General features: G+C 67.8%; 13 protein-coding genes and 3 rRNA genes. 6 read left to right on the top strand and 10 right to left on the bottom strand.

The window, feature by feature from the left end; translation table 11 throughout:
• Positions 1–71 precede the first annotated feature (71 nt).
• The 5 genes from OG453_RS09135 to mtnA form a co-directional block, all read right to left on the bottom strand.
• The gene (locus OG453_RS09135) at positions 72–857 is read right to left on the bottom strand and encodes a ComF family protein (protein ID WP_266866306.1); all 786 of its coding nucleotides are present in this window, start codon (positions 855–857) and stop codon (positions 72–74) included.
• Positions 858–1,031: 174 nt separating this feature from the next.
• Positions 1,032–2,795 (bottom strand): LpqB family beta-propeller domain-containing protein, encoded by a 1,764-nt coding sequence (locus OG453_RS09130; RefSeq protein WP_266869766.1) that lies wholly within the window; start codon positions 2,793–2,795, stop codon positions 1,032–1,034.
• Positions 2,796–2,880: 85 nt separating this feature from the next.
• On the bottom strand, positions 2,881–5,022 hold the full coding sequence (gene mtrB, locus OG453_RS09125) for an MtrAB system histidine kinase MtrB (protein WP_323178620.1): 2,142 nt from the start codon (positions 5,020–5,022) through the stop codon (positions 2,881–2,883).
• A gap of 1 nt (position 5,023) precedes the next feature.
• Positions 5,024–5,713 (bottom strand): two-component system response regulator MtrA, encoded by a 690-nt coding sequence (gene mtrA, locus OG453_RS09120; protein ID WP_189176211.1) that lies wholly within the window; start codon positions 5,711–5,713, stop codon positions 5,024–5,026.
• 131 nt (positions 5,714–5,844) lie between these two features.
• A complete protein-coding gene (gene mtnA, locus OG453_RS09115; protein ID WP_266866293.1) occupies positions 5,845–7,023 on the bottom strand; it encodes an S-methyl-5-thioribose-1-phosphate isomerase in 1,179 nt (392 codons plus the stop codon).
• Positions 7,024–7,163: 140 nt separating this feature from the next.
• On the opposite strand from mtnA, the gene OG453_RS09110 reads away from it, so the two are divergent.
• The 5 genes from OG453_RS09110 to OG453_RS09090 all read left to right on the top strand — a co-directional run bounded on the left by OG453_RS09110 (position 7,164) and on the right by OG453_RS09090 (position 13,083).
• Positions 7,164–8,447: a glycerophosphoryl diester phosphodiesterase membrane domain-containing protein gene (locus OG453_RS09110; protein WP_266866291.1), complete on the top strand. Its 1,284-nt coding sequence runs from the start codon at positions 7,164–7,166 to the stop codon at positions 8,445–8,447.
• Between the two features lie 4 nt (positions 8,448–8,451).
• The gene (locus tag OG453_RS09105) at positions 8,452–9,156 is read left to right on the top strand and encodes a DUF4129 domain-containing protein (RefSeq protein ID WP_266866289.1); all 705 of its coding nucleotides are present in this window, start codon (positions 8,452–8,454) and stop codon (positions 9,154–9,156) included.
• Between the two features lie 476 nt (positions 9,157–9,632).
• The gene (locus OG453_RS09100) at positions 9,633–10,793 is read left to right on the top strand and encodes a DUF4350 domain-containing protein (protein ID WP_266869765.1); all 1,161 of its coding nucleotides are present in this window, start codon (positions 9,633–9,635) and stop codon (positions 10,791–10,793) included.
• A complete protein-coding gene (locus OG453_RS09095; RefSeq protein WP_266866287.1) occupies positions 10,793–11,773 on the top strand; it encodes a MoxR family ATPase in 981 nt (326 codons plus the stop codon). Before OG453_RS09100 ends, OG453_RS09095 begins: the two co-directional genes overlap by 1 nt.
• The gene (locus OG453_RS09090) at positions 11,773–13,083 is read left to right on the top strand and encodes a DUF58 domain-containing protein (protein WP_266866285.1); all 1,311 of its coding nucleotides are present in this window, start codon (positions 11,773–11,775) and stop codon (positions 13,081–13,083) included. The genes OG453_RS09095 and OG453_RS09090 overlap by 1 nt, the downstream gene beginning before the upstream one ends.
• 99 nt (positions 13,084–13,182) lie before the next feature.
• Here OG453_RS09090 and rrf read toward each other — a convergent pair.
• From rrf to OG453_RS09070, 4 genes are all read right to left on the bottom strand, one after another.
• Positions 13,183–13,299: ribosomal RNA gene (gene rrf / locus OG453_RS09085) — 5S ribosomal RNA — on the bottom strand.
• A gap of 92 nt (positions 13,300–13,391) precedes the next feature.
• A 23S ribosomal RNA gene (locus OG453_RS09080) occupies positions 13,392–16,514 on the bottom strand.
• Positions 16,515–16,823: 309 nt separating this feature from the next.
• Positions 16,824–18,349 (bottom strand): 16S ribosomal RNA (locus OG453_RS09075).
• The 16S, 23S and 5S rRNA genes sit together here, the layout of an rRNA operon.
• A gap of 600 nt (positions 18,350–18,949) precedes the next feature.
• Positions 18,950–19,957 carry a stage II sporulation protein M gene (locus tag OG453_RS09070; RefSeq protein ID WP_266866283.1) on the bottom strand — a complete coding sequence of 336 codons (1,008 nt, stop codon included), beginning with the start codon at positions 19,955–19,957 and terminating at the stop codon, positions 18,950–18,952.
• Between the two features lie 89 nt (positions 19,958–20,046).
• Between OG453_RS09070 and OG453_RS09065 the strand changes: the two genes are divergently transcribed.
• Positions 20,047–20,988, top strand: coding sequence for an RDD family protein (locus OG453_RS09065; RefSeq protein ID WP_266866281.1), 942 nt, complete (start codon positions 20,047–20,049; stop codon positions 20,986–20,988).
• Between the two features lie 8 nt (positions 20,989–20,996).
• Here the strand turns inward: OG453_RS09065 and OG453_RS09060 are convergent, their stop codons facing one another.
• Positions 20,997–21,611: a hypothetical protein gene (locus tag OG453_RS09060; protein ID WP_266866279.1), complete on the bottom strand. Its 615-nt coding sequence runs from the start codon at positions 21,609–21,611 to the stop codon at positions 20,997–20,999.
• Positions 21,612–21,821 lie beyond the last annotated feature (210 nt).

Here is a 21,821-nt window from a genome sequence, read left to right as displayed (position 1 = left end):
CCCTCTACTGACGCGTACCTCCATTCAGGGGTATTGGCCCTCTCACTACCTGCAACGATGCAAGTTCCCAGTCAGTTCCGGTTTATTTCGAAGGATTCCGGTGAAGCGGCGACAACGGCCGCGCTGATCGCGTTCTCACCCGTGATTTCACGGGCTGTTACCGGCGCCGCCCGCCCTATCGAATCCGTGTGTACGTCACGCATTGCGCGGGCAGCCTCGGCCAGGGACGCACCCGTGGTCATCAGGTCGTCCACGATCACCACCCGGCCACCCCCGGCGAGCAGCCTGCGACCACCCGCGGTCACCTCCAGGGCTCCGGCCAGATTGACCTGCCGCTGCCGGGAGTTGAGCCCCGACTGGTCGGCCACGGCACGTCGCTGGCGCAGCACGCAGAGCACCCGGGCCCGCGTGCCTGCCCCGCGCAGCTCGCCCGCGGCGGCCAGCGCGATCCGCCGCACCGGGTCGTGCCCCCGCGCCCGCACGGCTCCCCGCGCCGACGGCACGGGCACCAGCAGTACCGCCCCGTCACCCTCCGCAGCGCCCCGCGTCCCGGCCCGCGTCCCCGCCCGCAGTCCAGCCCGCACCGCCCCTGCGAGGCCCGCGCCGAGCGGCCCCGCAAGCGCCAGAGCGCCCCGTTCCTTGTGCGCGAGCAGCACGGCCCGCACCGCGTCCTCGTACGGAGCCGCGGCGTGCACCACCGGCAGCCCCGGCGGCCGAGGATCCGGCCGCACCCGGCACGGCACGGCCCCGCACAGGGCCTCGCGGCACCCCGCACACAGCGCCGCACGAGGCCTCCCGCAGCCTCCGCACTCGGCCGGCAGCACCAGATCGGTGAGGTCCTGCCACCACCCCCGCATGTCCTCCACTGTGCCAAGGCGCGAACAGCCCTGCCACCCCTGTGGAAAACCGCCTGTGGACAACTCCACGGCACGACAGAGGCGTTACGCCCGATCGGGGGACAGGTCGGCCCGGATGAACCGGAGGTCGGCTCGGATAGACGGGGGACTGGCCGGCCCGGACAGACCGGAGCGTCAGCCCGGATAGACCGGAGCCGTGCCTTCCTTGACCACCGTCTGCCACTGCGCGCCCGTCGGCAGCCGCACGATCCCGTCGTCCGAGTGCGCCACCAGCGGCTGCCGCTCGTCCTCCGACGCCGCGATCTCCTTCACGCCGGTCAGGCCGGGCAGCGTCGCGCCTGGCAGCGCCGAGCCGTCGGACTGGACGTACCGGATCTGCTGCACACCACCGGACTCGCGCCCGACCACCACGAGGCGGCTGCCGCCCGCCCAGGACATGGCGGTGACCTCCTCCATCTGCGGTGCCGCCCGGCGCAGTTCGACCACCGAGATGTCCGGCTGCTCACCCTTGGCGCCGGTCCGCTCGACGCGGCCGATCCGCAGGGACGTCTTGCCGTCCTTCTTCACCAGGAGCGCGATGCGCACGCCGTCCGCCGACACCCGCACCGCCTCGATCCGTCCGTCGAGGCCCGCGATCTTCACCTGCATCGGCTCGCCCGCGCCCTGGTCGAGCCAGAGCAGCCGCGACCCCTTCCCGTCGCGGTCGGCCACCCAGAGGTCGCCCCTGCCGTCCCAACTGGGCGTGGAGAAACCGTCCTCCTCCGACTTAGCCTTGCTGCGCGCCTCCGGCTTGCCCAGCGGACTGCCCGGCGTCAGCGACCCCATGTACAGCGAGCGCCCGTCGAGCGACACCCCGGCCGCACGCTCCTCGTCACGCGACACGGCGGCCGTACGCAGCGACTTCGCGCCATCGCCCAACGGCCCGGGCACCTGCACCGGTTCGGCCTTGCTGCCCGCGACGCCCGCGGGCATCCGCACCAGGCGCTTCTTGTCGTCGACGAGGTACTGGTAATCGGGGTGGTCGGCAGTGCGGTGCGGCGCCACGGTCTCGGCCCGGTCCTCGCTCAGGACACACAGCTGCGACCCGTTGGAGCGCTGCAGCTCCACCTCCTTGACGCTCGACGACTTCAAGTCCTGGAGCGTGAAGAGCAGTTGCGCCGCCATCTTGGTGCACAACCCCTGGTCGTAGTTGTCGGCCTCCTTGTTCAGCGGCACCGTCAACTTGTTCTGGTCGTCGGGCGCCAGCGTCTTGGTGCCCTCCTTGAGCCGCGTACCGCCCGGGAAGATCGTGGTGACGACCGGCTTGAGCCAGTTGGTCGGCCCTTCGAGCAGAGCCTTGACCGTCTCCGTCAGCGGGTCTATTCGCTGCCGTATGTAGACGGGATCGGCGACGAGCGCCTCCTGGCCGCCGCCCGCACCGGTCTTGGACGAATTCGAAGCGTAGTAGTACTTGTTGACGGACCAGTAGATGCGCTGGAAGTCGGACTGCCCAAGCACCACTCCCTGCGGCACCCGGTCGATCCGCCACTCCTTGCCGTTGGGTCCGTCCTGCCGGGTGAGATGGACCGTCTCGCGGTACGCGTCATTGTTGAGCTGGTACGCGTGCTGCTTGTCCACCATGGCGACCTTGCGCCCGGTCAGCGGGAACGAACGGCCGTTCTCATCGCGGTCGCCCGGGTTCCCCGAGCCCTGGGTCGGACCGTCCGCGAGCACCGTGGTCCGCAGATCCGGCTGCCAGCTCCTGGACGCTTCCTTGGTCAGATACTTGCGGGCCATGTCGAACTGAGGATCATCGCTGGTGAGCGCCTCGAGGAAGCCCGAGACGATCTCCGTGGGGCCCGCGTTCTCGCCCGGCGGCATCGCGTAGACGCGGACCTGCGACTGCGAGTCGGGCCGCTGGGACGCGTCGACCGCCTTCAGGTTCCCGCTGTCGGGCATCGACGCACAGCCCGCGAGCAGCGCCCCGCAGCAGCCGAACAGCACACCTGCCGCCAGCGGACGCCGGTGACCGCGTCGATCGTGGTCAGCGCCCACGAGAGGCCTCCCCTTCTCTGACAGGTTCAACTTCCCCGGCCGCTGCTTCCCTCGCCGCGTCGGATGCCGCTTCCCTCGGCAGACGCGGCTCTCCGGAGCCGTCGTCCGCCCCGGAGGCACCGCCCTGCGGCTCATCGCCCGGCCTCGCCTCGTCGTCCAGGGGCCGCCGCGGCACCACCCGCGCACCGCTGCCGGGCAGCGCCGCCGGGTCCACCGCCATGGCCGCCTGCGCGAGCCTCGGCGCGATCGGCGCCCTCGCGGGGACGGGCGGCGCCACCCGATCCGCCGCCGACGGCTGGGCCGGCACCGTGGCCATCTTGCTCAGACCGCCGAGCGGAAGACCGGCATCGTTCAGGCCGCGGTGGCGGCGCGAATCCTCGGGCTCCAGGGGTATCGGCGATCCCCGGAGCGCCTCGTCGGCCGTACGCGGCAGGGTGAGCCGGAACTGCGAACCGCCGCCGGGCTCACCCCACGCCTGCAGCCAGCCGCCGTGCAGCCGAGCGTCCTCCAGCGCGATGGAGAGCCCGAGTCCCGTACCACCGGTGGTACGCGCGCGTGCCGGGTCGGCCCGCCAGAAGCGGCTGAATACCCGGGTCGCCTCGCCGGGCTTGAGCCCCACTCCGTAGTCCCGCACGGCAACGGCCACCGCGCCGCCCGCCGCCGCGAGCCGCACCACGACGTCCTGGCCCTCACCGTGCTCCACGGCGTTGACGACGAGATTCCGCAGCACCCGCTCGACCCGCCGGGCGTCGGCCTCGGCGATCACCGGCTGCTGGTCCCCGACGATCCGTACGTGCGTGCCCTTGCGCTCGGCCAGCGGCTCCGCGCCGCCCACGACCCTGCGGACGACCTCCCGCAGATCTATCGGCTCGGCCTCGAGCGCCGCGGCGCCGGCGTCGAACCGGCTGATCTCGAGCAGATCCGCGAGCAGCGTCTCGAACCGGTCCAGCTGATCGGCGAGCAGCTCGGCCGACCGCGCCGTCACCGGATCGAAGTCCACGCGCGCGTCATGGATGACATCGGCCGCCATCCGCACGGTCGTCAACGGCGTACGCAGCTCATGCGACACATCGGACACGAACCGCCGCTGCATCCGCGACAGCTCCTCCAGCTGCTGGATCTTCAGCTGCAGGTTCTGCGCCATCTTGTTGAAGGCCTCACCGAGCCGGGCGATGTCGTCCTCTCCGGTGACCTTCATACGTTCCTGAAGGCGCCCGGCGGACAGCCGCTCGGCGACGCCGGCCGCCATCCGTACGGGCGTGACGACCTGGCGCACCACAAGCCAGGCGATGGCACCGAGAAGCACCACCACAAACAGTCCTGCCGTGGCGAGCGTCGTCCGCACCACCCCGAGCGACTCCTCCTCCTGCGTCAGCGGGAAGAGGTAGTACAGCTGGTAGGCATCGCCATTGAGGTCGTTGAGCCGCTTGCCGATCACCAGACCCGGCTGAGCGTCACGGCCGTCGTTGAAGACGATCCGCGTATTGGCCTGATAGGCCCTGGTGCCCTCGTCGACGCTCTCGCGCAGCTCCTCGGGCACGCTCTGGATCGGGTCCACGCCCCCGGAGGCACGCGGTCCGCGCACACTGCCGTCGTCGCCCGTGGACGTGGGGCTCAGCGTCACCACGTTGAAGGCGCTCTGACCGCCGCTGGAGAGCTGCTCCACCAGGTCGGACATCCACACGGCCGTGGGCTGTGTGGTCCGGCCGTCCGGCGTGCCGCTCTCCTGCCCGGCACTCGGCCTGGCGGAATTCGCCTGTTCCTGAGCGGCCCGGAACCCGCCGTCGGCCTGGCTCTGCGAGGCCTTCTCCTTGGCCTTGAGCAGACCGTTGTTCACGGAACTCATGACGGCGAAGCCGAGCATGAGCACGACACCAAGCGACATGAGCAGTGTCGTGACGACGACCTTCAGCTGGATGTTGCGCCGCCACAGCCGCAGGGCGGGCAGCAGCGGACGCCGCACCCAGCGCGAGAAGAGCCTCAGGACGGGGCTGCCCTGCACCCCGCCCTGCAACAGCAGACCGCCGTCGAGGAGCCGCCCGAACGTGGAGCCGCGCCGCGCCGGTCCTCCAGTCCGCCCCGAGCGGCCACCCGGAGCCCCGGGCGGTACGGGGGAACTGTCCCGGGTCATGTCAGCTCGGTCCGGCCTTGTAACCGACACCACGGACGGTCACCACGATCTCCGGCCGCTCCGGGTCCCGCTCGACCTTCGAGCGTAGCCGCTGCACATGCACGTTCACCAGACGGGTGTCCGCCGCGTGCCGATAGCCCCAGACCTGCTCGAGCAGCACCTCACGCGTGAACACCTGCCACGGCTTGCGCGCCAGCGCGACAAGGAGGTCGAACTCGAGCGGCGTCAGCGCGATCGACTGCCCGTCCCGCTTCACGGAGTGCCCCGCCACGTCGATGACCAGGTCACCGATGGCCAGCTGCTCCGGCGCGGGCTCCTCCGACCTCCGCAGCCGCGCCCTGATCCGGGCCACGAGCTCCTTCGGCTTGAAGGGCTTCACGATGTAGTCATCGGCACCGGACTCAAGCCCGACCACGACGTCCACGGTGTCGCTCTTGGCCGTGAGCATGACGATCGGCACCCCGGACTCCGCCCTGATCAGGCGGCACACCTCGATGCCATCACGGCCCGGCAACATCAAATCCAGCAGTACAAGATCCGGCTTTGCCTCCCTGAAAGCGGCCAGCGCCTTGTCGCCATCAGCTACGAACGACGGCTCAAAACCTTCACCACGCAGCACAATCCCGAGCATCTCGGCCAGTGCGGTGTCGTCGTCGACGACAAGGACTCGTCCCTTCATGCCTGACATCATCCCATTCTCGTAACGGTGACCGGGGCGCTGGTGAGGCAGGTCACTGACCTGTGACGATAGTCGTATATGGCCACTACTGTCTGCGGTCGCCCACAGCTGTGGATATCAGCCACTGATATCGCCCACCGATGTCAGCGGGATCCGGCGCACAGCTCGGCAAGGCCCACCGCCGTCACGGGAGACACGACGCCCTCTTCGGTGACGATCGCCGTCACCAATTCCGGCGGCGTCACATCGAAGGCGGGGTTGTACGCCTGGGTCCCCAGAGGTGCCACCGCGATCCCGCCTCCCGCTTCCGTGCCGGCCACCGGTACATAGGGTGCCGTGACCTCCGTCACTTCATGACTCGCCCGCTGCTCGACCTCGATGGATGCTCCGTCCGGGGTGTCCGGGTCCACGGTCGTGACCGGCGCCACCACGATGAACGGAACGTGGTGGTAGCGGGCCAGCACAGCGAGCGGATAGCTCCCCACCTTGTTGGCCACCGAACCGTCGGCGGCAATGCGGTCGGCGCCGATCAGCACGGCGTCCACCTCACCGGCCGCGAACAGCGACCCCGCCGCGTTGTCCGTGAGCAAGGTGTACGCCATTCCGCTGCGCGCCGCCTCATATGCCGTGAGCCTCGAACCCTGCAGCAACGGACGCGTCTCGTCCACCCACAACCTGCGCAGCCGCCCTGTGCGGTGCGCCGCGAGGGCCACCGCAAACGCCGTGCCCTCACCGCCGGAGACCAGCGCCCCGGTGTTGCAGTGGGTCAGGATCCGGTGCTGGCCGCCCGGCAGCATCTCGTCGAGCAGCGCAAGACCGTGCACCGCCATCCGCGCGCTGGCCTCGGCGTCCTCCCGGTGCAGTGCCTTCGCCTCCGCGAGCGCCGCCGCGGCCGCCCCCTCCTGGCCGGCCCCGCCCGACAGCGCCGAGCGGTACGCCGCGTGAGCCCTGCGCACGCCGTACCCGAGGTTGACCGCGGTGGGCCTGGCCCCCGCGAGCGCGTCCGCCGCCTCGTCCACGTCGAAGCCGCGTACGGCGGCGAGCGCGATGCCGTACGCCCCGGCGATCCCGAGCAGCGGCGCCCCGCGCACGGCGAGCGTGCGGATCGCCTGCACCAGTGCGGGCGCGTCGGTGCACACCAGCTCCGTCTCCTCGCCCGGCAGCCTGGTCTGGTCGAGGAGGACCAGTACGGGGCCTTCCGGTGGCTCGTCCCAGCGGATCGCGGGAGACGTGGGCGCCACAGGGGTCTCGGACGTCGCAGGGGTCGCGGAGGTCTGAGTCGGCCGTATGTCCTCGCCGGATCGCGCGTACTGATCAGCCATCCGCCCAGTCTGCCCCGTACCGGACGGACAATTGAAGATGTGCAGCCCCTACGGCACCCGGTCACCACCGGGGCACGCCGTGGCACGATGGCTGGCAACCTGCCGCCGCGACCGCGGACGGGCACCGTGAAGGAGCGACGATGAACGACACTCCGGGCTGGGCTTCGCCCGGATCTGCCCCCTCCGACGACGGACAGGACTCCGGCAAGGAACCCACCGAGCCCGCGGACCAGCCGGACGGTCCGGGTTCCAAGTGGTCCAAGGAGCAGCCGCCACCCGCCCAGTGGTCCGCACCGAGCCCTCCGCCCGCCGGCCAGACCCCGCCACCGCCACCACCGCCGCCCGGCGGAGGCTGGGGCGGCGGACGCCCCGGCGGCCCGGGTCCCGGCGGCCCCGGCGGCTACCCCGGCTGGGGCGCATGGCAGGGCCCGCCGCCCGCCGCCAAGCCCGGTGTCATCCCGCTGCGGCCGCTCGGCGTCGGCGAGATCCTGGACGGCGCGGTCTCCACGATGCGCACGCACTGGCGCACGGTCCTCGGCATCTCCCTCGCCGTGGCCGTGTTCACGGAAGTCCTCGTCATCCTGCTGCAGGGGCTCGTCCTCAACGACACCGCCGACACGGACGCCCTCAACGACCCGAGCGCGACGGTCGGCGAACTGACTCGAGCCCTCGGCGACACCCTGCTCAGCTCCGGCGTGGTCCTGCTGATCACCCTGCTCGGCACGATCGTCGCCACGGCTCTGCTCACGATGGTCACCAGCCGCGCGGTGCTCGGCAAGTCGGTGACCACGGCCGAGGCCTGGCGGGACGCGAAGCCGCGGCTGCCGAGGCTGATCGGCCTGACCCTGCTGCTCCCGCTCATCGGCGGCGCCGTCGTCGCGATCGGCATCATGCCGGGCGTACTGATCGCGCTGGCCGGCGCATCCGACGCGGGCGTCAGCCTCGCCGTCCTCGGCGGATTCGGCGCTCTGATCGTCGCCATCTGGCTGCTGATCCGCTTCTCGCTCGCCTCGCCCGCCCTGATGCTCGAGAAGCAGGGCGTGAAGAAGTCGATGACCCGCTCCGTGAAGCTGGTCCGCGGCTCCTGGTGGCGGGTCTTCGGCATCCAGCTGCTCGCCGCGATCATCGCCAACGTCGTCGCGTCGATCATCGTGATCCCGTTCACCCTCATCGCGGGCGCGGTGAGCGGCGACGGCGTCACCGGCTTCCTCGACAGCGGCACCGGCGAGCTCGGCTGGACCTTCCTGATCGTCAGCGGCATCGGCTCGGTGATCGGCTCCATGCTCACCTTCCCGATCACCGCAGGCGTGACGGTGCTGCTCTACATCGACCAGCGGATCCGCCGCGAAGCCCTCGACCTGGAACTCGCCCGCGCCGCGGGTCTCCAGGGCGGATCCGACGCCCCCGGCACACCCGGGAGCTGATGCGGTGACGGGGGACGTACTGCGGGGACTCGGGGCGGGGGCATCGCTCCTGCCCCGCACCGGCGAGGACCCACCGGTGACGATTCCGCGCGGGCCCGCACGGGAGGGGGCCGAGCGCGAACTGTCCAAGCCGATGTACCACGAGAACGACCCCAGCCTCCTGCAGCGGGCCCTGAACCGCTTCTGGGATTGGGTCGACGACCTGTTCACCGCCGCCTCGGGTGCGACCCCGGGCGGCGGCTTCGGCCTCCTGGTCATCGTCCTCGCCGTGCTGGCCGTCGTCGCGGCCCTCTGGTGGCGCCTCGGCACCCCCCGCCGGGCCCCCACCTCCTCCCCCGCCCTCTTCGACGACCGCCCCCGCAGCGCTGCGGAACACCGCGCCGCCGCCGAGGCACACGCCGCCCAGGGCCACTGGAACCAGGCCGTCCAGGAGCGCATGCGGGCCATCGTCCGCTCCCTGGAGGAACGCGCTCTCCTGGACCCCCGCCCCGGCCGCACCGCCGACGAGGCGGCAGCCGAGGCCTCCCTCACCCTTCCCGCGCACACGGCCCGACTGCGCACCGCCGCCCAGGAGTTCGACGACGTGACATACGGCGGCCGCACCGCCACCGAAGCCGCGTACGCCCTCATGTCCGACCTGGACGAAACCCTGACCCACACCAAGCCGACCCTCACCCACAGCCCCCTCCCCCAGGGAGCCCCCAAGTGACCGGCCCCACACACCCTCCCGACCCGAACACCCCCACCAACCACCCTGGCTCGGACACCCCTCCCGGCACCCCCGAAGCGCCCACCCCAGGCACCTCGAACCCAGGCGAGACACCCCCACCGCCCGGCCCTCCGCACCCCTCCGAGCCGAACATCCCCACCAACCACCCCGGCTCCGACGCGCCTCCCCATACCCCCGGAACGCCCGCCCCAGGCACCTCGAACCCGAGCGAGACGCCCCTGCCGACCGGCCCCGCGAACCCTTCCGAGCCGGACACCCCCACCAACCACCCCGGCCCCGACACACCTCGCCGCATCCCCGAAGCGCCCGCCCCGAGTACCTCGCACCCGAGCGCCCCGAACCCCGGCGAGACACCCTCGCCAAGCGGCTCCCCCATCGCCACCGCGCCCCCGGACCCCCTTCAGCAGTCCACCCCCGCGACCACCTCCACGACCACGGCGCCTGCCCCCACCTCCATCTCGGCCACCCCCCGCCGGATCTGGACCCGAACCCGCGGCATCCTGCTCGCCCTGGTCGTCCTCCTGGCTGCCGCCATCGCGATCGCCGCGGTCCGCTCCGGAACCCAGCACGGCCGGCTCGACCCACGTTCCGCCGACCCCTACGGCAGCCGTGCCGTCGCCGAACTCCTCGCCGACCGGGGCGTGTCCACCCGCGTCGTCACCACCTCCGAAGAGGCCCGGTCCGCGGCAGGCCCGGACACCACGCTCCTGGTGACCTCCCCCGATCTGCTCACCGACCGCCAGCAGTCGCGCCTCCACGCGGCCACCAAGGACTCCGGAGGCCGCACCGTCCTCCTCACCCCCGGAACCCCGTCGATCGACACACTCGCCCCCGGGGTCACCGCAGACGCCACCCCCAGCCTCGACTCGACGCTCTCCCCCCGCTGCTCCCTGCCCGCCGCACAGCGCGCCGGCTCCGCGGACGTGGGCGGCCTCCGCTACGACACCCTGGCCCCGGACGCCGACGCCTGCTACCTCAGCGACGGCCTGCCCAGCCTCCTCCAGCTCCCGGCCGCCGACGGAGAGGGCGACACCGTCGTACTCGGCGCCCCCGACATCCTCTTCAACGACCGCCTCGACGAGCACGGCAACGCCTCGCTCGCCCTGCAACTCCTCGGTTCCCGCCCCCACTTGGCCTGGTACCTCCCCTCGCTCTCCGACGACGCCGCGACCGACACCGAAGACCGCGACTTCTTCGACCTGATCCCCTCCGGCTGGCTCTGGGGCACCCTGCAACTCACCATCGCCGCCGCACTCGCCGCCCTCTGGCGCGCCCGCCGCCTCGGCCCGCTGGTCCCCGAACGCCTCCCCGTCGCCATCCGCGCCTCCGAAACCGTCGAAGGCCGCGCCCGCCTCTACCGCAAGGCGAACGCCCGCGACCGCGCGGCAGCGGCACTCCGCTCGGCGACCCGCACCCGCCTCGCCCCCCTCGTCGGCGTATCCCCCGCCCAGGCGCACGCGCCCGAGACCCTGCTCCCCGCCCTGACCGCCCGTCTCCACACCCCCGGCCAGGACCTGCTCCCCCTCCTCTTCGGCCAACCCCCCGGCAACGACGCAGCCTTGATCGCCCTCGCCGACCAACTCGACGCCCTCGAAAGAGAGGTACGTTCTTCATGATGGACCCGACCACTGACAACGCCGGGAACTCCGGCAGCGCCCGCTCCTCCCTGGAGTCCCTGCGCACCGAGATCTCCAAGGCCGTGGTCGGCCAGGACCCCGCGGTGACGGGCCTCGTCGTGGCCCTCCTCTGCCGCGGCCACGTCCTACTAGAAGGAGTCCCTGGAGTAGCCAAAACGTTGCTCGTCCGCGCCCTCGCCGCATCCCTCGAACTCGACACCAAACGCGTCCAGTTCACCCCCGACCTGATGCCGAGCGACATCACGGGCTCCCTCATCTACGACGCCCGCACCACCGAGTTCTCGTTCCAGCCGGGCCCGGTCTTCACCAACCTCCTGCTCGCCGACGAGATCAACCGCACCCCGCCCAAGACCCAGTCCTCCCTCCTCGAAGCGATGGAGGAACGCCAGGTCACGGTCGACGGCACCCCTCGCCCGCTCCCCGAACCCTTCCTGGTCGCGGCCACTCAGAACCCCGTCGAGTACGAGGGCACGTACCCCCTCCCCGAAGCCCAGCTGGACCGCTTCCTCCTCAAACTCACGGTCCCCCTCCCCTCCCGCCAGGACGAGATCAACGTCCTCACCCGCCACGCCGAGGGCTTCAACCCCCGCGACCTGCGCGCCGCCGGCGTACGACCCGTCGCGGGCCCCGCGGACCTGGAAGCCGCCCGCACAGCAGTCGCCAAGACATCCGTCTCCCCCGAGATCACCGCCTACGTGGTGGACATCTGCCGCGCCACCCGCGAGTCCCCGTCCCTCACGCTCGGCGTCTCCCCCCGCGGCGCGACGGCGCTCCTCTCGACGGCCCGCGCCTGGGCCTGGCTGACCGGCCGCGACTACGTCATCCCCGACGACGTGAAGGCCCTCGCCCTCCCCACCCTCCGCCACCGCGTCCAACTCCGCCCCGAGGCCGAGATGGAGGGCGTGACAGCCGACTCCGTCATCAACGCGATCCTCGCCCACGTCCCGGTCCCCCGCTGATGGCCCTCACCGGCCGCACCGCCCTCCTGGCGGCCATCGGCAGCCTCCCCGTGGGCCTCTGGGACCCCAGCTGGACCGGCATCCTCGCCGTCAACACCCCCCTGGCCCTGGCCTGCGCCTGCGACTTCGCCCTGGCCGCCCCCGTACGCCGCCTCGGCCTGACCCGCTCGGGCGACACTTCCGTACGTCTCGGCGAGACCGCCGACATCGACCTGATCATCACCAACCCCTCCGGCCGCCCCCTGCGCGCCCAGCTCCGCGACGCCTGGCCGCCCAGCAGCTGGCAACCCGGCACCGAAGTCGAGGCGTCCCGCCACCGGCTGACGATCCCTCCGGGCGAGCGCCGCCGCCTCACCACACGCCTGCGCCCCACCCGCCGCGGCGACCACCGGTCCGACCGCGTCACCATCCGCTCGTACGGCCCCCTGGGCCTTCTCACCCGCCAGGGCAGCCACAAAGTGCCCTGGACGCTCCGGGTCCTGCCCCCTTTCACCAGCCGGAAGCACCTCCCCTCCAAGCTGGCCCGCCTCCGCGAACTCGACGGCCGTACCAGCATGCTGACCCGCGGTCAGGGCACCGAGTTCGACAGCCTTCGCGACTATGTCCCCGGTGACGACACCCGATCCATCGACTGGCGCGCCACCGCCCGCCAGTCCACCGTCGCCATCCGCACCTGGCGCCCGGAACGCGACCGCCACATCCTGCTGGTCCTCGACACCGGCCGCACGTCAGCGGGTCGAGTCGGCGACGCCCCTCGCCTGGACGCCTCCATGGACGCCGCGCTGCTCCTCGCCGCCTTGGCCTCCCGAGCCGGCGACCGCGTGGACCTACTCGCATACGACCGCCGGGTACGCGCCCTGGTCCAGGGCAAAGCCGCGGGCGAAGTCCTCCCCTCGGTCGTCAACGCCCTGGCCACACTGGAACCGGAACTCGTCGAAACTGACGCCCGTGGCCTGACCTCAACAGCCCTCCGCACCGCCAACCGCGGCTCCTTGATCGTGCTGCTGACCAGCCTCGACGCGGCCCCCATCGAAGAGGGCCTGCTCCCGGTGCTCTCCCGCCTCACCCAGCGCCACAAGGTCCTGCTGGCATCGGTCGCGGACCCGCACATCGAGCAGATGGCCAAGGCCCGAGGAACAACTGAAGCCGTCTACGACGCCGCAGCAGCCGCCCAGGCCAACGCGGAACGCCACCGCACAGCAGAACAACTCATCCGGCACGGCGTCACAGTCGTAGACGCAACACCCACAGAACTGCCCCCCGCTCTGGCGGACGCATACCTGTCCCTGAAAGCGGCCGGCCGCCTCTGACGAAAAGGGAAACCCCTGAAATGGAAAAGGGGAAGCACCCCTTAAACGCAGAAAACCCCCGCACCGTATCCCGGTGCGGGGGTTTCCCATTCAAAAATAGTTCGGCGGCGTCCTACTCTCCCACAGGGTCCCCCCTGCAGTACCATCGGCGCTGTGAGGCTTAGCTTCCGGGTTCGGAATGTAACCGGGCGTTTCCCTCACGCTATGACCACCGAAACACTATGAAACTGTCAACCGCACCACACCCGGTGGCCCCGGGCATGGGGTTGTTCGTGGTTTCAGAACCAACACAGTGGACGCGAGCAACTGAGGACAAGCCCTCGGCCTATTAGTACCAGTCACCTCCACCCGTTACCGGGCTTCCAGATCTGGCCTATCAACCCAGTCGTCTACTGGGAGCCTTAACCCCTCAAAGGGGGTGGGAATACTCATCTCGAAGCAGGCTTCCCGCTTAGATGCTTTCAGCGGTTATCCTTTCCGAACGTAGCCAACCAGCCATGCCCTTGGCAGGACAACTGGCACACCAGAGGTTCGTCCGTCCCGGTCCTCTCGTACTAGGGACAGCCCTTCTCAATATTCCTACGCGCACAGAGGATAGGGACCGAACTGTCTCACGACGTTCTAAACCCAGCTCGCGTACCGCTTTAATGGGCGAACAGCCCAACCCTTGGGACCGACTCCAGCCCCAGGATGCGACGAGCCGACATCGAGGTGCCAAACCATCCCGTCGATATGGACTCTTGGGGAAGATCAGCCTGTTATCCCCGGGGTACCTTTTATCCGTTGAGCGACGGCGCTTCCACAAGCCACCGCCGGATCACTAGTCCCGACTTTCGTCCCTGCTCGACCCGTCGGTCTCACAGTCAAGCTCCCTTGTGCACTTACACTCAACACCTGATTACCAACCAGGCTGAGGGAACCTTTGGGCGCCTCCGTTACTCTTTGGGAGGCAACCGCCCCAGTTAAACTACCCATCAGACACTGTCCCTGATCCGGATCACGGACCGAGGTTAGACATCCAGCACGACCAGAGTGGTATTTCAACGGCGACTCCACGAACACTGGCGTGCCCGCTTCAAAGTCTCCCACCTATCCTACACAAGCCGAACCGAACACCAATATCAAACTGTAGTAAAGGTCCCGGGGTCTTTCCGTCCTTCTGCGCGAAACGAGCATCTTTACTCGTAGTGCAATTTCACCGGGCCTATGGTTGAGACAGTCGAGAAGTCGTTACGCCATTCGTGCAGGTCGGAACTTACCCGACAAGGAATTTCGCTACCTTAGGATGGTTATAGTTACCACCGCCGTTTACTGGCGCTTAAGTTCTCAGCTTCGCCCGACCGAAGTCGGACTAACCGGTCCCCTTAACGTTCCAGCACCGGGCAGGCGTCAGTCCGTATACATCGCCTTACGGCTTCGCACGGACCTGTGTTTTTAGTAAACAGTCGCTTCTCGCTGGTCTCTGCGGCCACCCCCAGCTCACGGAGTAAATCCGATCACCGGTGATGGCCCCCCTTCTCCCGAAGTTACGGGGGCATTTTGCCGAGTTCCTTAACCATAGTTCACCCGAACGCCTCGGTATTCTCTACCTGACCACCTGAGTCGGTTTAGGGTACGGGCCGCCATGAAACTCGCTAGAGGCTTTTCTCGACAGCATAGGATCATCCACTTCACCACAATCGGCTCGGCATCAGGTCTCACCCTCATGTCATCCGGATTTACCTAGATGACGGGCTACACCCTTACCCCGGGACAACCACCGCCCGGGCTGGACTACCTTCCTGCGTCACCCCATCACTCACCTACTACAAGTCTGGTCCGTCGGCTCCACCACTTCCCTTTGCCCGAAGGCTCCAGGACGGCTTCACGGACTTAGCATCGCCTGATTCAATGTTTGACGCTTCACAGCGGGTACCGGAATATCAACCGGTTATCCATCGACTACGCCTGTCGGCCTCGCCTTAGGTCCCGACTTACCCTGGGCAGATCAGCTTGACCCAGGAACCCTTAGTCAATCGGCGCACACGTTTCTCACGTATGTATCGCTACTCATGCCTGCATTCTCACTCGTGAACCGTCCACCACTAGCTTCCGCTGCAGCTTCACCCGGCACACGACGCTCCCCTACCCATCCACACAGGCGTTGGCCCTATTGTGTGAATGACACGACTTCGGCGGTACGCTTGAGCCCCGCTACATTGTCGGCGCGGAATCACTTGACCAGTGAGCTATTACGCACTCTTTCAAGGGTGGCTGCTTCTAAGCCAACCTCCTGGTTGTCTCTGCGACTCCACATCCTTTCCCACTTAGCGTACGCTTAGGGGCCTTAGTCGATGCTCTGGGCTGTTTCCCTCTCGACCATGGAGCTTATCCCCCACAGTCTCACTGCCGTGCTCTCACTTACCGGCATTCGGAGTTTGGCTAAGGTCAGTAACCCGGTAGGGCCCATCGCCTATCCAGTGCTCTACCTCCGGCAAGAAACACACGACGCTGCACCTAAATGCATTTCGGGGAGAACCAGCTATCACGGAGTTTGATTGGCCTTTCACCCCTAACCACAGGTCATCCCCCAGGTTTTCAACCCTGGTGGGTTCGGTCCTCCACGACCTCTTACAGCCGCTTCAACCTGCCCATGGCTAGATCACTCCGCTTCGGGTCTTGAGCGCGCTACTGAATCGCCCTATTCGGACTCGCTTTCGCTACGGCTTCCCCACACGGGTTAACCTCGCAACGCACCGCAAACTCGCAGGCTCATTCTTCAAAAGGCACGCAGTCACGACGCATTGAGTAAACTCAATGCGCGACGCTCCCACGGCTTGTAGGCACACGGTTTCAGGTACTATTTCACTCCGCTCCCGCGGTACTTTTCACCATTCCCTCACGGTACTATCCGCTATCGGTCACCAGGGAATATTTAGGCTTAACGGGTGGTCCCGCCAGATTCACACGGGATTTCTCGGGCCCCGTGCTACTTGGGTGTCTCTCAAACGAGCCGCTGATGTTTCGACTACGGGGGTCTTACCCTCTACGCCGGACCTTTCGCATGTCCTTCGCCTACATCAACGGTTTCTGACTCGTCTCACAGCCGGCAGACTGTGAAAGAGAGATCCCACAACCCCGCACACGCAACCCCTGCCGGGTATCACACGTATACGGTTTGGCCTCATCCAGTTTCGCTCGCCACTACTCCCGGAATCACGGTTGTTTTCTCTTCCTGCGGGTACTGAGATGTTTCACTTCCCCGCGTTCCCTCCACACTGCCTATGTGTTCAGCAGCGGGTGACAGCCCATGACGACTGCCGGGTTTCCCCATTCGGAAACCCCCGGATCAAAGCCTGGTTGACGACTCCCCGGGGACTATCGTGGCCTCCCACGTCCTTCATCGGTTCCTGGTGCCAAGGCATCCACCGTGCGCCCTTAAAAACTTGGCCACAGATGCTCGCGTCCACTGTGCAGTTCTCAAACAACGACCAACCACCCATCACACACTGCATTCACAGTGCTTCACTGGGGTCGGCATCGAAGGCAGCCGAAAACCCGGCCGTACCTTCAGATACCCAACAGCGTGCCCGACCCAGTCCCCTCCCCAGATCCGCGTTCCACGCCCCGAAGGACAGTACTTGCGGCCCGAGTTGGCCGACTGTGCCGAGTAGTCAACGTTCCACCCATGAGCTAACCACCGTCGAACATTTGCCGACGTAGTGGCTCTGGCTTCCTTGCGGAAGCTAGATGCTCCTTAGAAAGGAGGTGATCCAGCCGCACCTTCCGGTACGGCTACCTTGTTACGACTTCGTCCCAATCGCCAGTCCCACCTTCGACAGCTCCCTCCCACAAGGGGTTGGGCCACCGGCTTCGGGTGTTACCGACTTTCGTGACGTGACGGGCGGTGTGTACAAGGCCCGGGAACGTATTCACCGCAGCAATGCTGATCTGCGATTACTAGCAACTCCGACTTCATGGGGTCGAGTTGCAGACCCCAATCCGAACTGAGACAGGCTTTTTGAGATTCGCTCCGCCTCGCGGCTTCGCAGCTCATTGTACCTGCCATTGTAGCACGTGTGCAGCCCAAGACATAAGGGGCATGATGACTTGACGTCGTCCCCACCTTCCTCCGAGTTGACCCCGGCAGTCTCCTGTGAGTCCCCATCACCCCGAAGGGCATGCTGGCAACACAGAACAAGGGTTGCGCTCGTTGCGGGACTTAACCCAACATCTCACGACACGAGCTGACGACAGCCATGCACCACCTGTATACCGACCACAAGGGGGGCACCATCTCTGATGCTTTCCGGTATATGTCAAGCCTTGGTAAGGTTCTTCGCGTTGCGTCGAATTAAGCCACATGCTCCGCTGCTTGTGCGGGCCCCCGTCAATTCCTTTGAGTTTTAGCCTTGCGGCCGTACTCCCCAGGCGGGGAACTTAATGCGTTAGCTGCGGCACCGACGACGTGGAATGTCGCCAACACCTAGTTCCCACCGTTTACGGCGTGGACTACCAGGGTATCTAATCCTGTTCGCTCCCCACGCTTTCGCTCCTCAGCGTCAGTAATGGCCCAGAGATCCGCCTTCGCCACCGGTGTTCCTCCTGATATCTGCGCATTTCACCGCTACACCAGGAATTCCGATCTCCCCTACCACACTCTAGCCTGCCCGTATCGACTGCAGACCCGGGGTTAAGCCCCGGGCTTTCACAACCGACGTGACAAGCCGCCTACGAGCTCTTTACGCCCAATAATTCCGGACAACGCTTGCGCCCTACGTATTACCGCGGCTGCTGGCACGTAGTTAGCCGGCGCTTCTTCTGCAGGTACCGTCACTTTCGCTTCTTCCCTGCTGAAAGAGGTTTACAACCCGAAGGCCGTCATCCCTCACGCGGCGTCGCTGCATCAGGCTTTCGCCCATTGTGCAATATTCCCCACTGCTGCCTCCCGTAGGAGTCTGGGCCGTGTCTCAGTCCCAGTGTGGCCGGTCGCCCTCTCAGGCCGGCTACCCGTCGTCGCCTTGGTGAGCTTCTACCTCACCAACAAGCTGATAGGCCGCGGGCTCATCCTGCACCGCCGGAGCTTTCAATCCCCTCCCATGCGAGAGGGAATGTCATCCGGTATTAGACCCCGTTTCCAGGGCTTGTCCCAGAGTGCAGGGCAGATTGCCCACGTGTTACTCACCCGTTCGCCACTAATCCACCCCGAAGGGCTTCATCGTTCGACTTGCATGTGTTAAGCACGCCGCCAGCGTTCGTCCTGAGCCAGGATCAAACTCTCCGTGAATGTTTACCCGTAATCGGGTGCGCATCCGCGTTGAGCGGAACAAAGGGGAGGAATAATCCCCTCGTTCACAGCGTCCTCGCTGATGTTGCCACCACAAAGGGTGGACTTTTCAAAGGAACCGCGTCCGACCATGACGGTCGAGACGGGGTTGTCAATCTGGCGTTGACTTTTGGCACGCTGTTGAGTTCTCAAGGAACGGACGCTTCCTTTGTACTCACCCTCTCGGGCTTTCCTCCGGGCGCTTCCCTTCGGTGTTTCTGTTCTTCGTTCTTGCGTTTCCGACTCTATCAGACTCTTTCGTGTCCGATTTCCTCGGTGCCTTTCAGGTTTCCGCTCCGGCCTCTCGGCCTTGCGCGTTTCCCTTTCCGGCGGTTCCGACTTTATCAGAAGTTTTCCGCCGGACTGACCGGCTCGGAGTTTCCGATTTATCGGGAGTGGCTTCTTGCTTGATGAAATTCAAGAAGCAGGCAGATGTTAACTGCCGCCACTGGACTTGTCCAGTTCTAGGCAACTGTTCTAATCTACCTCCCCAGTCCTTCCGTGTCAACGGTTTTCTTGGGGCGTCGAGGAGACTAGCAGGTCAGCGGGGTCGTACGCACATCAGGCGGCGGTGGGAACCGCCGCGCTGCGTTCCGTGGGGTCCAGGTCGCCGGTGGCGCCGGCGCGTGCCGCTCTGCCGCCCAGGAGATAGACGTACGCAAGGAATGCCAGTTCAGCGGCGATTCCGATGGCGATGCGGGCCCAGGTCGGCAGGCCGGAAGGGGTGACGAAGCCTTCGATGGCGCCCGAGACGAAGAGGACCAGGGCCAGGCCCACCGCCATGCCCAGGGCTGCTCGGCCTTCCTCCGCCAGTGCCGTGCGGCGCGTTCGAGGGCCCGGGTCGATGAGTGTCCAGCCGAGGCGCAGGCCCGTACCGGCGGCTACGAAGACCGCGGTCAGTTCCAGGAGGCCGTGCGGCAGGACGAGGCCGAGGAAGGTGTCCAGGCGCCCCGCGGAAGACATCAAGCCGATGCCCACGCCCAGGTTGAGCATGTTCTGGAAGAGGATCCAGATGACCGGGAAGCAGAGGAAGCCGCCCAGGACCAGGCACATCGCCGCTGCCTGGGCGTTGTTCGTCCAGACCTGGGCGGCGAAGGATGCCGCGGGGTGGCTTGAGTAGTACGTCTCGTACTCGCCGCCGGGGCGGGTGAGCTCGCGCAATTCTCCGGGGGCGGCGATCGAGGACTGGACCTCGGGGTGTGTGGCAATCCACCAGCCGATGACGGCGGCGAGGAGCGTCGAGAGGAGTGCGGTGGGGATCCACCAGTGGCGGCTGCGGTAGACCGCTGCCGGGAAACCGTGGGTCAGGAAGTGGGTCGCGTCGCGCCAAGAGGAGCGGCGGGTGCCTGTCACCGCGCTGCGCGCGCGTGCCACCAGGTGTGTGAGGCGGCCGGTGAGCTGCGGGTCCGGGGCGCTGGACTGGATGAGGGAGAGATGGGTGGCCGTGCGTTGGTAGAGGGCGACGAGTTCGTCGGTCTCGGCTCCGTTGAGGCGGCGCTGGCGGCGCAGCAGGGCGTCGAGTCGGTCCCACTCGGCTCGGTGGGCGGACACGAAGACGTCGAGGTCCATCAGGTGGCTGCTCCTCGTACTGCGGCGCGATGCTGCCTCAGCTTGGCAGACTGGCCATTCCTAGGGCAGGGCAGGGAAGGGCGGCTGGCGTGAGTGAGCTTGTGACGGGCGAGGCGGTTGCGCTGGAGTTGCGCCCTGCGAAGCTGCCGAGCCGGGCGCTCGCCGTACTGATCGACCTGGTGGTGGCCTGGGCGGTCTACCTGGGCGTGACCGTGGCGATCGTCGCCTCGACGTCCTCGTTGGACGACGCGGCGGCCGCGGCGATCGCTGTGGCCACCTTCGTACTGATCCTGGTCGGTGGGCCAATTGCCGTGGAGACGCTCAGTCATGGGCGGTCGCTCGGGAAGATGGCGTGCGGGCTTCGGGTGGTGCGGGACGACGGGGGGCCCATTCGCTTTCGGCACGCGTTGGTGCGGGGGGCTGTCGGGGTCGTCGAGATTCTGCTGACCTTCGGGGTCGTGGCGTGTATCGCCTCGTTGGTGTCGGCGCGTGGGCGCCGCCTCGGGGATGTGTTCGCGGGGACGCTCGTCGTGCGGGAGCGGGTGCCTGCGGGGCGCGCGGCCTTTGTTCCTCCGCCGCCGCCCTGGCTTGCGGGGCGCTTCTCCGGGCTCGATCTGTCCGGGGTGCCCGAGGGGCTCTGGCTCGCCATTCGGCAGTACCTGACGCGGATGGGGCAGTTGGATCCGCAGGTGGGGTGGGCGATGGCGGAGCGGCTGGCGGGGGATCTCGCGGAGAGGACGGGGGCGCCTGCTCCGCAGGGGGTTCCGCCGGCCGCGTACCTGGCCGCCGTGGTGCAGGAGCGGCAGGCTCGTGATGCGCGGCGGGCGTTCGGCGGGGGTGCGGCTGGTCCGGGGCATGAAACGCCGGAGGGCGCTGCGGGGTACCCGGGCGGTGTTCTGCCGCCGGTTGCCGCCTCTCCCCCGGTTCACGCGGCGTACCCGGCTCAGCCGACTGCCGCGGTCCGTCCGGTGGTCGGGCAGGAAGGTGCTGAGGCCGCGCCTCCGAGCACGGGGTTCGTGCCGCCCGCGTAGGGCGAGGGTCAGGCGAACGTCGAGGGCGGGGTTTCGAGGTTCTCGAGTTCGATGCCGGGGGCGGAGAGGACCACGTCGCCGGTGATGTGTACGGCGTGCTGTTCGCCGGTGTCCAGGGCTGTGACCTGGTATTCGTCCACGGTCAGAGGGCCGTTGTCAGTGGCGTGTGCTTCGCTTTTCAGCAGGGCCCAGGACTGGTCGAGGGTGCGGGGGGCGAGGACCGGGTCGGTGAAGGCGACGAGGCGGACGCGGGTCGCGGGGGAAGCGGGGGTGAGGCGCAGCAGGCGTGTGGTCGCGATGAGGAAAGCGGGGGATGTGCCGGTGAAGGCGTGGGCGGGGGCGTTGTTCTCGGTGGCATGGGCGCCGGTGGCGTCGGTGCGGACCCAGGTGACGCCGTCGATCGCGGCGGCGCGGATCTGCCAGTCCCCTGCGTGGAGTTCGAGGCGGATGGGGCGGCCGAGTTCGTCGAGGGCGAGGTCGACGGAGCCGGTGTGTTCGCCTGACGGGGCGATCCGCTGGGAGACGTAGCGCCAGCCGGAGGGGCCGGGGGCGCAGTGGAAGTGTTCCTCACCGAGGGGGGTGTGGTCGTGCGGGTCGTGAAGCGAATAGTGGCCGCGGGGCATGGGGGTTCGGTCCTCGTCGGGGGCTGAGTTCTTGGCCGGGGCCAAGCCGGGCAGTGCTGTTGGCTGTCGGCACCATGGTGGCAGTGGCGTGGCTGGGGGCGGGGGCGCCCCTGGGCCGGGCCGAGCTGAAGAGGCTGGGGCTGGGCTCAGCTGGGGCGAGCTGGGATGGGATGGGGGCGAGTGAGCAGCCGGCCCGGCACGTCTCACGGG

Origin of the sequence: Streptomyces sp. NBC_01381 (genome assembly GCF_026340305.1) — a bacterium.
Taxonomy (GTDB): Bacteria; Actinomycetota; Actinomycetes; order Streptomycetales; family Streptomycetaceae; genus Streptomyces.
This window is presented reverse-complemented; position numbering and strand designations above follow the sequence as displayed.